The organism is Zavarzinella formosa DSM 19928 (assembly GCF_000255705.1).
Classification (GTDB): domain Bacteria; phylum Planctomycetota; class Planctomycetia; order Gemmatales; family Gemmataceae; genus Zavarzinella; species Zavarzinella formosa.
In genome coordinates this window covers 669969-682540 of sequence record NZ_JH636440.1, presented here as the reverse complement: position 1 = coordinate 682540, position 12572 = coordinate 669969, and the positions used below count along the sequence as shown (strand labels likewise).

Here is a 12572-nt window from a genome sequence, read left to right as displayed (position 1 = left end):
TAACCACAAAGACGCAAAGATCACACAAAGTTTCACAAAGAAGACGACAAGCAAAGTTAAAGAAGAAAGACCACCAAGCATAAATCAAAAAGCATTGTTGCCTTGATTTGGCTCGGTGGTCTTTTGTTTTCACTTTGCTTGCTGTTTCTGTTTTCACATTGCTTTGATCTTCTTTGTGAAACTTTGTGTGATCTTTGCGTCTTTGTGGTTAATGCTTTTCGTGCCCCCACGCCACGGTTTCACGGTGTTCGCAAAGGATTGATCCGAGCGCCAGCTCACCCGCTGATCGGGCGGTCTTTCACCAACTGGCTGACGGCCTTGAAGACGGGATGATCGGCGCCGCGAAGCCACTCGAAGGCAGTGGCTTCGACGGTCGTGAGGATGGCCCCGGCCCGTTCGCACCGGCTCAGGGCGACTTGTTTGTCGGAGTCGCGGCGGGATTGGATGGCGTCCACGGGCAGGAAGACTTCGTTCCCCGCCTCCAGCAGATCAAGGACCGTTTGCATCACGCAAACATGCCCCTCGATCCCGGTGACGACGATTTGACGACGGCCCATCGGGGCCAGCAATTCCCGGAACGGCTCCGCGCCGAGGCAGCTAAACGCCAGTTTGGAAACCGGGGGATGGCCGAGCAGCGGAAGCAGGTCGGCGGAGGTGGGGCCAAGCCCCTTGGGATACTGCTCTGTGGCAATCACGGGGACGTTGAGCAGTTTCGCGGTGCTGGCCAGAAAGGCGATGTCCCGGATGAGCGCGCCCGAGTCCCGCATCGCGGCCAGCAGTTTGTCCTGCACGTCCACGATCAACAGAACGGAATCAGCGGAAACAAGCCGGGACATTCCGTTACTTCTTCTCGCCCGTCGCGGCCGGAGCGGCAGCTTTGGTGGCCAGCCGGAGTTCGTGCTTCTTTCGACGCTTTTCCTTCTTCTTCATTCGCATGGCGGCGGGGTTGCCCATGATCGTTCTCCTTGAATCGGCCCGTATGTCGGTAAGCTCTTTAGATTATTGTTGACCGTTCGGAAGTCAAACCGCCCGGCTTGATGATTCATCTTCCCGAAAAACGGGCGGCGCCCAAGGCCGCGTATTTCGCCCGGCGTCAGACAAATGTACTTGATCCGGATGCCGTCCGTGGCCATAATTCCCCCACAACCTGACCGTTGACGGAGTTTCGTCCGCCAAAAGCCAGGTTGATCGTATCGGCCCCAAAAGAGGCCGCCTTTTTCCAACAAACCGAGCATCCTCATGAGAATCCTTGCAACATTGACGGCAGGATTGTTGACCGTTTCGAGCGGATCGTTCCTGACCGCCGCCCCGGCCCTGCCGCCGGCGCCCAAGACAACCGAAGCCCCGGCCCCGGCGGGCGCCGTTCCGCGACTGCTGGCTCTGCGGCCCGGAGCCGACGGGAAGGTGCGCGTCCAAGTGCTCCGCACGGAACAAAAGGGCGTCAACGTCGTGATCGGCGGGGGTGGCGGCGCTCCGCGTCAGCAAACGATCAACGTCACCGTGCGGGCTGAAGTCGAGCTTGGCGATGTCAAGGATCTGACCATCACCACGGCGGGCGGGAAGACCGTGTCCAAAGAAGACGCGATCAAACGACTGGCGGCCGGCGGCGTGGTCGCCGTCTCGGGGGACGGCAAGCCGGTTGATCCGGGCTATCTGGCGTTGTTCAAAGACAATTTGTTGGTGCTGACATCCCCGGAATTGGTGACCACCCTCGCGAAGAGCTCCGTCGGCTTCACCGCCGTCGGCGGGGTGGCGATGCCGGCCCCGGCCATCGCGCCTGCTCCGATTCTCCTGCCCGCCCAAGCGGTTCCCGCTCCGATTCTCCTGCCCGCCCAGGCAGTCCCCGTTCCGGTGGCGCCCGCGAAAGAGGCCCCGGCGCCTATGAAAGACAAGTAAGGTTTGCGCGGCATCGGACAGGCTGGCCAATTTTCCCCAACCAGCCTCTTGCCCCAGCGGCGGCGTGGCGTCATGATGGGCGCTCACCATCAATCCGCCGGAGTATTCTTCCATGCGTCCGAACCGTCGGGAATTTGTCGTGGCCGGGGCGTCGGCCGGTGTCGTGGCCGTCGGTTCCGTCACCGGGGCCGAACCGGCGAAGCCCGCCGCTTCCTCTGCCGCCGGCATTCCCTTTCAACTCGGGATGGTCACTTACAATGTGGCCGCCCAATGGGATCTCGCCACCACACTGAAGATTTGCAAGAGCGTCGGCATCGCGGCCGTCGAATGCCGGACGACGCACAAGCATGGCGTCGAACCCTCGCTCACAAAAGACCAGCGTGCCGACGTGAAGAAGCAATTCGCCGACAGCGGCGTCGCGTTCTGGGGTGCCGGCAGCACGTGTGAATTCCACGCGCCCGACGAAACCGTGGTGAAGAAAAACATCGAACTGTGCAAGACTTTCATTGATCTCGTCGCCGAGATCGGCGGCAAAGGGGTGAAGGTCCGGCCCAACGGGTTGCCGAAGGGCGTGCCTGTCGAGAAGACGCTGGCCCAGATTGGGAAAGCCCTCAAGGAATGCGGGACGGCCGCCGAGAGCGCCGGGATCGAAATCTGCGTCGAAGTCCACGGGCCGGGCACCCAAGAACCGGCCAACGCGAAGACCATCATGGAAGAGACCGCCCACAAGAGCGTCGGCCTCACTTGGAACTCGAACCCGACGGATGTGAAGGCCGGTTCCGTGAAGGAATCCTTCGACATGCTGAAGCCATGGATCAAGTCCTGCCACATCAACGAGATTTACAAAGACGCGGCCAAGATCTATCCCTATCGGGAACTCTTCTCCCTGTTGCGAAGCATCGGCTACAACCGCTACACGATGATTGAAGTCGGCCGCACCCCGACCGACCCGGCCAGCGGCGAGGACATGCTGCGTTATTACAAGGCGCTCTGGACGGAACTGGCCCGAGGCTGACCGGCCGGGAACGCCCGTTACCATCGGGCGGTCGCATGACGGACGCCGGCCGGATATACTACCACACTGCCGGCCCAACACTCGTCATGGAGGCAACGCCCTGTGCCGCACCCGCTCGCATCGGAACTCGAAGGTCTCAAATTATTTGTCAAAGGAAAGCTCCCGCCCGAGGGGATTCGCCTGTTAACGGCCCGACTCACCGAACCGGGTATCTTGGATGACGTGATCGTCGCCATCGGGCGGCAGGCGGGAACGCTGGCGACGGCGCTGCGAAAGCGACCTCGCGACAAGAACCCGGCCGAGGACGCGCTGGCCGACATGCTCTTGGGCAAGTTGGGCGACGCCGGTTCCACGGACGGCGACGACACGGAAGCCGGTTCCGCAGGATCGCGTTCCAAGCTGGCGAAACTGCCGCAACTCACGTCCTTCGAGATCCGGAAGGTTCTCGGTCAGGGAGGCATGGGAACGGTCTATCTGGCCGAAGACCCACGCCTCGGCCGACAAGTCGCCATCAAGACATTGAAACGGGAGTTCGCCGAAAAGCCGGGCGCCGTCGCGAGATTTTTGCTGGAGGCCAAAACCGCCGCCAAAATCGAACACGATCACATTTGCCCCATCTATCAAACCGGCGAAGAGGGGGGCATCCCGTTCATCGCCATGCCGTTCCTCAAGGGGGAACCGCTTGATGTGCGGATGAAGCGGGAAAAGCGGTTGCCGATCGCCGACGCCATCCGAATCGGCCGGGAGATCGCCCTCGGGCTGGCGGCCGCTCACGAGGCCGGACTGATCCACCGGGACATCAAACCGGCGAACGTCTGGCTGGAATCCGGCCGGGGCCAGTTCCCGCGAGTTCGCATTCTCGACTTCGGTTTGGCTCGCGGACTCGGACAAGACAACGAATTGACGGCCGCCGGAACGGTCGTCGGCACGCCCTCGTACATGGCTCCGGAACAGGCACGCGGAAAGAAAGTAGACGGCCGGGCCGACCTGTGGAGCCTCGGCGTCATCCTCTACGAGATGACCGTCGGGGCGAAACCGTTCACCGGCGAGGACACCATCGCCATTCTCGCCAGTCTGGCCCTGGACAACCCGACACCACCGCACGAAGCCAATCCCGGCGTGCCGCAACCGCTGTCCGACCTCATCATGCGGCTGCTGGCGAAAAACGCCGACGCCCGCCCGGCCAACGGCCATGTTGTCGCCGATGAATTGGCCCAAATTCAAGGGAGCGCCACGCTCCCAAGCATTCCCGTCCCGGCGGCCACCGGCCCGGACCCGTGGGGCGGCTTGAGCGGATCGACCGAAGTAGTCGATTCCTCCTCGTCGGCGTCGACCTCGACCAAGCAAACCAAGGCGCTGAAACAACCCGGCAAGCCGCGAAGCCTTCTGTTGCCGCTGGCCATCGGCGGCGGGGCGGTTTTCACACTGATCGCCGCCATCGCCATCTTCCTGCTGTCGTCCGGCGGCAAGGATGGCACGTTGATGGTCGAGGCGGATGGCGAAGCCGAGTCCCGTTTCAAAAACGGCAAACTCGAACTGTACGACGACGGCCGATTGAAATACACGCTGGAACCGGGCGAGCGGGTCAAGCCGGTCGCCTCCGGAAACTATCAAGTCCGCATGGTCGGCGGGGACGGAGTGAAACTGGAGACGGATTCCGTCACCATGAAAGGCGGCGGCAAAGCCACCATCCGCCTGTCAGCCGAACGCCCGGCGGTGGCGACCCGCAAAGATCCCCCGAAGACGCCGCCGGCTGAGCCAGTTCCTCCGAAGACAACTTCAACCCCAAAAACGCCGGCCGATCCCAACCCGCCGAAATTGACTCCCGAGGCCATCGAACGCCGGGCGGCTGAATATGTGCTATCCGTCGGCGGCCGCATCCGCACCAATTACGACATGCCGGAAGTCACGACGGCGGCCAAATTGCCGGGCGGCTCGTTCCACATGGGCCGGATTAATTTGTCCGACTCGAAAGTGACGGACGACGGACTGGCCCTCCTCAAAAACTGCCGGGGTCTGTTTGGTTTGTACCTCGCCAACACGGCGGTGACGGATGTGGGAACGGCTCATTTCAAGGGCCGCCGAGACCTGCTGCTACTTTCGCTGGCCAACACAGCCGTCACGGATGAAGGATTGGCCGGGTTCCAAGATTGCGCGAATCTACGGGAGTTGGACGTCTCGGGCACGTCCGTGACCGACGCCGGGGTGGTCCGGTTGCAAGCCCATCCGAATCTGGCGGCCCTCTGGTTGAACGGCGTCCGTATCGGTGATGGCGCGGCAGCGATGATTCCCACGTTAAGCAAACTCACCATCCTTGATGTGCGCAAGACTAATTTGAAATCACCGGCTATCACAAAGCTGGCTGAACGGTTGCCGCAATGCCAGATCTTTCATGACGGCGGGGTCATCGAGCCGTCATCGCCGGCCGACCCGGACCGCCTCGCCGCCGAGCATGTGCTGTCCAACGGCGGGTTCGTTCGCCTTGATGACGAACCGCACTCATATCGTGGCAAGGGATCGTTGCCGAAAAGGCCGTTTATCCTGACGGGGTGCGAGTTTGAATCCCTCTCGGCCCATCGCGTCACGGATGCCATGCTGGGCATCTTCCGGCATTGCAAAAATCTGACCGAGATCGGCCTGTCCAACAGTTCCATCACCGATGCGGGACTGGAACTGTTGCGAGGCTGCCCCCGGCTGGCGTCGATCTCGTTGAGCAACACGGCGGTGACGGACGCCGGACTGGCCCGCCTCAAAGACTGCAAAGACGTGGAACGGTTGATGATCACGAACACGGCGATAACGGACGCCGGGCTGACCCACATCAAAGACTGGAAGCACCTGGCCTCGTTTAACATCGCCGGCACGAAAATCAGCGATGACAGCCTGCCAGTTCTCCAGGGCCTGTCGTCGCTGATCCACATCTATGGCGCCGGGTGCGCGATCACGCCCGCCGGAGTCGCCCGACTGGAGGCCAAACTGCCGGACTGCACCGTCGAAATTGATCGGCAACCCTTCGGAGAATTGGCGGGAAGCGACCCGGACCGGGGGGCCGCCTTGTACACGCTCTCCTTCGGCGGCGCTGTCCAAGTCAACGGCGAACCGCGATGGATCAAGTCGGCCACAGAACTGCCTCCGCCGCCATTTCGCTTGACCGGCTCCAGCGCGGCCGGGATGCCAATATTTCCCCTTGAGGCGTTGATGCGGTACTACCGAGGTTGCCAGCATCTGAGGGTTCTCGATGTTTCGGGCAACCAATACGCGGAGCCTTGGCTTGGCATGCTCCGGAAAAACAAGGCCTCCAAATTGCGAGATCTCGACTTGCAAGGATCTTTCGCCGGCGAGTCATGTCTGCCAACCATTGAGGGCTTCGCTGAACTGGCCACACTGAACGTGCGGGGAACCCGGCTGACGCCCGAGCAGATTGCGAGGCTGGCCGCTAAATTGCCGAATTGCAAAATCGAGCATGACGGCGACAATGTCCCGGCGGCCGAGGCCGAAAGCGACCGGAGGGCGGCCGATTATGTGGTGCAGGTGGGCGGGGCCGTGCGGATCAATTTGAGCGATCGCCGGATCAAGTCCGTCGCCGACCTGTCGCCGAAGCCATTTCGGCTGACGGACATCGATCTCAGCGACAACATGCAATTATCGTCGGCCCGTCTGGCGGCGTTCAGGGATTGCAAGAATCTTCGCCGTGTCCGTCTGGCCGGCACTCCGGCGACGGATGACACGGCGGCCCTCTTCAAAGCCTCAAAAGGCTTGGAGTTTCTCGATCTCGCCGGAACAAAAACCGGCGACACCGGGCTGGCGAACTTCAAGGGATTCGACCGGATGCGACACCTCGACGTGAGCGGCACGACGGTCGGCGACGGCAGCCTGACAACCATTGCCAGCCTGACTTCGCTGGAGTCGCTGAATGTGACGAAGGCCAGGCTGTCGGTCGCCGGTGTCAAACAATTGGCCACGAAACTGCCTCAGTGCCGCATCACCCACGATGGCGGCGTGACCGGGCCAAAGTAAGGGCGTGAATGATCGTTGTCGATTAGTATGGCCAGACTAGTTACAATCGAAAGTGGCAAGCGCCTCCTTGAACGAGATTCAGAGATGACCGAAATAGATGTCGAGTCACACAACGAATCGGTTCTCCAATTCTTGCTGTCTTTGCCGCAAGATCCCGAGGGGACCGGGTTGCGAGTGAATGGGAAAACCCGCTTCCGCGTTGTCCCCGTCTCGTCGGCCCCGATTCCCGACAAGATCGAAGAGTGGTCTTCGGAGGCGAATGCCCGACGATGCTTGCTCATTGAAAAAGACATTCAGGGTTCGATCACCACAGGCGAAGCCATCGAACTGGAAGATTTGCAAGACAGCCTGCGTCGGCATCGCCGTTTGATCGCCCCTCTGCCGCTTGGTGAAACGAGGCGAATGCTTGAGGAATTGGAGGCAAAGGCGGTCGGATGATTCCGTTTGATGCTTTCCGATGCGTCTACTGCCTCCGACGCGAACGCTGGGAACCCGATCCGGGGATTTTTGAGATCGATCATCTCTCGCCCGTCAGTTTGTCACCGGAACTTCGGCTGAATTAGGCCTGGCGTCAGCGCGGCGGGTGTGGCAAATATTTCTGGCACACGTCAGCGGCTTGTATTCGCCCCAAGGGGGCGCTCGAGAATAGCCAGGGGTGGAAGCCCTTGGAATCCCGTCATTTGAAGGGTTTTCTGCCCCAACGGGGCAGCACTGGCGAGTTGTGCCACCCCGTTGGGGTGGATTCCTTCTGGCGATCGTTGCCCAGGGGCTTCCGCCCCTGGCTATTCTCGAGCGCCCCCTTGGGGCAAAAACCAAGAGGCGAAAACCGACCGGACGGGCATGCCAGTAAGATTTGCCAGACCCAGCGTGGCGAACTGCCGGAAACCTATTGACCCTTGAAATTGAATCATGGAGACTTAATCGCCTCCCGCTATTTTGCAAGGACACCTCTCATGGCCAAGTTCACCAAGCTCGCCGACGATCTCTATCGCTGGACGGACACCTGTAACGTGTATGTTGTCCGTTCGGGGGACACGGCCCTCCTCATTGATTTAGGGGATGGCAGCGTACTGGACGCTCTCGGTGAGATCGGCGTGAAATCGGTCGAGTGGGTATTGTTCACCCACCATCACCGGGAGCAGTGTCAGGGGGCGGGCAAGCTCAAGGGGACCGGGGCGAAGGTGGCCGTGCCGGCGAATGAGAAGGCGTTTTTCGAGAATCCGGTTTCGTTTCGCAAGTTGAAGCCGACCTTGGGGGATGCCCACACGGTTCACGGGGCAAGTTATGTTCGGCCACCGATTCAGCCGATTCCCGTGGATCGCACTTTTGCCAAGATGGATGACTTCACTTGGAAGGGGAAAGAATTCTGGTGCGTTCAGACCGGCGGGAACAGCCCCGGCCACATGACATATCTGCTGAAGCTCGGCGGGCCGTTTGTCGCCTTCAGCGGCGACCTGATGCTCGACGGCGGCAAGATGCACACTTGGTACGACACCGAGTGGGATTACGGCTTCGCCAAGGGGATTTACGAACTCGGCGGCAGCGCCGGGCAACTGGCCGGGTATGATCCGGCGGTGTTGTTGCCGTCCCACGGGCCGGAGGTTAAGAACGCGAAGAAGCAACTGCTGGCGTATGTCGCCCGGTTGCAGAAGTTCGCCGAGTTGTATGTTCGCGGCTGGGACGTGAGCCGGTTTGCCTCATGCGATCAGGACACCGTGAGCCGACCGAGTCCGGTGCCGCATTTGTGGCAGGTTTCCAAGCATCTCTACAAGTTTCGCGGGCCGGAATACTGGCCTAATTTCCACATGCTGCTCGCGGACAACGGCCATGCCCTGTTCATCGATTGCGGCCTGTTCGACCGGACGTTTTTGGACCAAACCATCGCCCTGATGAAAGAACGCCTCGGTCTCAAGGCCATTGATGCCGTGTTTGTGACGCATTACCACGGAGACCATGCCCTCGACGCCTGGCATGTGCGGGCCAAACACGGGGCGAAACTCTGGGCGATGCAAGGCGTCGTGGACAAGTTTGAAAAACCGTGGGACCACGATCTCTGCGCGGTCCTGCCCGCCTACGACACCAAGAACCGGCCGGATATTCTCGAACCATTGAAGTTCGACCGCACCATCCGGGATGGCGAAACGATCCACTGGAACGGCTACGCCCTCACCTGTGACTGGATGCCCGGCCAGACCAAGTTCGCTTCCTGCCTGCACGGCGTGATCGACGACCAGCGGGTGGCCTTCACCGGCGACAACATCTTCGCCAGCCCGACCGACCCGAAGCAAGGGGGCAACGAGGCGGTGGTCGCCCGCAACTTCTGCATCTTGGAGGAAGGCTACCTCTACGCCGCCAGTTATCTGCACAACATCGCCCCGGACCTGCTGCTCGGCGGCCACTGTTGGGCGATGGCCGAGCCAAGGAAACTCATCGAACGCTTGCGAGTGCGCATGGAAGCCCTGCGGGAAGAATTCCGGGCGTTGAGCGTGGAGGACGATTACCGCTACATGTTCGACCCGTATTGGGTGCAACCGTTGCCCTATCGCGTGAACCTCAAGCCGGGCGGCACGGCCGAGTTGAAGGTGATCGTCCGCAATTTCCGCAAGAAGGAGCAGACCCACAAGATCGAGATCCACACCCCGCCCGGCCTCTCCTGCGAACCGGCCGTGCTGGAAGGCAAGATTAACGACGAGGGAACCTTCACCCACACCGTCAAAGTGAAAGCCGCCGGGGATGCGAAAGCCGGAACGCATCTGGCCGCGTTCGACATCACACGGGACGGCGTGCGGCACGGCGAACTGTTCGACTTCATTGTGGGCGTGGGTTAATCCATGCGGTGACTTCCCCTCGCTCCTGCCGTAGCATAACCCTTTGCCTTGGATTCCGAGTTCTCCCCAGGAGCCTTCCGCATGTCCGCCGCACCCGCCGCCCTTTCCACGGGCACATATCGCCAGCTTTACATCAACGGCCAGTGGGTCGATTCCTCCTCCGGGAAGCGGAACCCGGTCAACAACCCGGCGACTGAGGAACCCATTTCCGAAGTGGCCTTCGGCACCCGTGAGGATTGCAAAAAGGCCATCGAAGCCGCCAAGAACGCGATGCCGGGTTGGGCCAAGTTGACGGCGTGGGACCGGGCGAAGATCCTCAAGAAGGCGGCCGAACTGATCCGCGAAAGGGCCGACGGCATCGCCCGCACACTGACGATGGAACAGGGCAAGCCGCTCCCCGAGGCCAAGGGGGAGATTCTGCAAACGGCCGACACGTTTGAATGGTTCGCCGAGGAAGGCAAGCGGGCCTACGGGGACATCATCCCGAACAGCGTGCCGGGCAAGCGCCATCTGACCTTCCGGCACCCGGTCGGCGTGGTCGGCGCCATCGGCCCGTGGAACTTCCCGGTCGCCTTGCTGTCCCGCAAGATGGCTCCGGCACTGGCCGTCGGTTGCACCATCGTGTGCAAGCCCGCCACGCAAACGCCGCTGTCGCTCATCAACATCTTTGATTGTCTGATCGAAGCCGGGCTCCCCGCCGGGGTGGCCAACTTTGTGATCGGCCCGGCGAAGGACATCGGCGACGAGTTCATCGAGAACCCGATTGTCCGCAAGATCAGCTTCACCGGGTCAACCGAAGTGGGCAAGATGCTCATGCGCGGAGCGGCCGGACATGTGAAGCGCCTGAGTCTCGAACTCGGCGGTCACGCCCCGTTCATCGTCTTCCCGGATGCCGACCCAGAAGCCGTCGCCAAGGCGGCGGTGATGGGCAAGTTCCGCAACAACGGCCAAGTGTGCATCTCGCCGTCGCGGTTCTTCGTCCACAAGGACATTTCCAAGAAGTTCATCGAAGTGGCCGTCGCCGCCGCGAAGAATTTGAAGCTCGGCAACGGTCTCGACGCCGGCACCGAAATCGGGCCAATGTTCGAGAAAAAGGCGATGGAAAACACCATCAAACTGGTGGAAGATGCCTCCGGCAAGGGCGCCACGCTCCTCACCGGCGGCAAGCGTTGCGACCGCTTCGCCAAGGGTTACTTCTTTGAGCCGACCATCCTCACCGGCCTGACCGACGACGCCCGCGTGCTGACGGACGAACCCTTCGCCCCGGTGATGCCGATCATGGAATTTTCCACGATTGACGAAGCCATCGCCAAGGCCAACAACACCGCCTACGGCCTCGCCGCCTACGTGTTCACCAACGACCTGACGACCACGTTCAAGATGGCCGAAGGCATCGAAGCCGGCATGATCGGCGTCAACGACCCGGTCCCCGCCACGGTCCAAGCCCCCTTCGGCGGCATGAAGGAAAGCGGCATGGGCCGCGAACTGTCACGCGAGGGATTGGACGGGTATTTGGAAACGAAGCACATCAGCATTCGGCTGAAGGATTGATTGGGGGCAAAGACTGTCAACACATCGGCAACGATAACACATCATAAGAGCCCCACCGCGTGAGCGGTGGGGGTGGCCAACACACACAGGAAGCCACCCCCACCGCTCACGCAGTGGGGCTCTTATTTTGGTCTCAGCCACAGATCAACTGGCTTGTGCTTCTCCGGAAGGCACGGGGGGTTCTTTATTCTTTTGAAGACTCGTCCTTCCCCGCCGCATGGCGCATCGCCACTCAAATAAGTATCAATAACTCCGTTCCTTCCTTTCTCGCGGAGTCACCCTCATGAATCGTCGATTGGCCGCGTTTGTCGGCGTTGTCAGCATTTTGTTGGGCGGGGGCTATGCCCTCACACAAACCACCCCGAAACCCAAGGAAGACGCCCCGGTCCGGGAATCGGTGAAAAGTTATGTCGAGGCGTTCAACAAGGGGGACATCGAAACGGTCCTCGGTTTTTGGGCTGATGATGCCGAGTCGATTGATGATGACGGGAAGGTTCAAAACAAGACGGCCCTCTCCGAATCACTTCGGGCCATTTGCAAACCGGACGGCGGCAACAAGCTGGCCGGAACCATCAAGAACGTGAAGCTCATTGGCGGGACGGTCGCCCTCATCGACGGCACCGTGGAACTCACCACCGCCGAGGGGACGGAAGGCAACCCCTTCGAGGGGGTGATGGTTCTCAACGCGGCCACCAAGAAGTGGCAGTTCAGCCGGATGCGCGATTTGCCGGGCGAAGAGAACACCGGATACGCCCCGGCCTATGCCCATTTGAAATCACTGGAATGGCTGCTCGGCGAATGGACCAGCAAGGAAGGCGAGCAAACCCTGACGATGAACGTCAAATGGATGCGAAACCGGGGCTATCTGATTGTTGAACAATCAATCAAGACAAAAGAGAGCGAGGTTCTCGGCATCACGATGATGATCGGTTACGACCCGGCTTCCGAACAAATTCACTCATGGGTATTTGACACGCAAGGAGGCCGGGGGGAAGCCGACTGGACCCGCGAAGGCAACACATGGAACATCGAGGCGGTCGGCATGACGGCCGATGGTTTGGAAGCCTCTTCCAATCCCGCCTGGAAGTTCGTGGACGAAAACACGTTTGAATGGTCGTCCACCAACCGACAGGTGGACGGCCAGCCCCGGCCGGACATCAAGCTGACGTATCGCAAAACCCCGGCCGCCAAATAACCACCCACCGAGACAATCACCATGAAACCGACTTCCCTGTTTTGGGCGGGCGTGTTGATGCTCGGCGTGG

General features: G+C 60.8%; 8 protein-coding genes. 7 read left to right on the top strand and 1 reads right to left on the bottom strand.

What is annotated here, in order from left to right:
- Nucleotides 1-275: 275 nt before the first annotated feature.
- On the bottom strand, nt 276-836 hold the full coding sequence (locus BGIM_RS0113795) for a hydrolase (protein WP_020470353.1): 561 nt from the start codon (nt 834-836) through the stop codon (nt 276-278).
- A 403-nt stretch (nt 837-1239) separates the two neighbouring features.
- Here BGIM_RS0113795 and BGIM_RS0113780 point away from each other — a divergent pair, with 403 nt between their 5' ends.
- The 7 genes from BGIM_RS0113780 to BGIM_RS0113745 all read left to right on the top strand — a co-directional run bounded on the left by BGIM_RS0113780 (nt 1240) and on the right by BGIM_RS0113745 (nt 12502).
- A complete protein-coding gene (locus tag BGIM_RS0113780) occupies nt 1240-1896 on the top strand; it encodes a hypothetical protein (protein WP_020470350.1) in 657 nt (218 codons plus the stop codon).
- A gap of 112 nt (nt 1897-2008) precedes the next feature.
- A complete protein-coding gene (locus BGIM_RS0113775; RefSeq protein ID WP_020470349.1) occupies nt 2009-2911 on the top strand; it encodes a sugar phosphate isomerase/epimerase family protein in 903 nt (300 codons plus the stop codon).
- A 102-nt stretch (nt 2912-3013) separates the two neighbouring features.
- On the top strand, nt 3014-6928 hold the full coding sequence (locus tag BGIM_RS57430; protein WP_020470348.1) for a protein kinase domain-containing protein: 3915 nt from the start codon (nt 3014-3016) through the stop codon (nt 6926-6928).
- An 84-nt stretch (nt 6929-7012) separates the two neighbouring features.
- Nucleotides 7013-7366 carry a hypothetical protein gene (locus BGIM_RS0113765; protein WP_020470347.1) on the top strand — a complete coding sequence of 118 codons (354 nt, stop codon included), beginning with the start codon at nt 7013-7015 and terminating at the stop codon, nt 7364-7366.
- A gap of 515 nt (nt 7367-7881) precedes the next feature.
- Entirely contained in the window at nt 7882-9756 is a 1875-nt protein-coding gene (locus tag BGIM_RS0113755) for an MBL fold metallo-hydrolase (RefSeq protein ID WP_020470345.1), read from the top strand.
- An 81-nt stretch (nt 9757-9837) separates the two neighbouring features.
- The gene (locus BGIM_RS0113750; RefSeq protein WP_020470344.1) at nt 9838-11307 is read left to right on the top strand and encodes an NAD-dependent succinate-semialdehyde dehydrogenase; all 1470 of its coding nucleotides are present in this window, start codon (nt 9838-9840) and stop codon (nt 11305-11307) included.
- Between the two features lie 283 nt (nt 11308-11590).
- Nucleotides 11591-12502 carry a YybH family protein gene (locus BGIM_RS0113745; protein WP_020470343.1) on the top strand — a complete coding sequence of 304 codons (912 nt, stop codon included), beginning with the start codon at nt 11591-11593 and terminating at the stop codon, nt 12500-12502.
- The last annotated feature ends 70 nt before the right edge of the window (nt 12503-12572 follow it).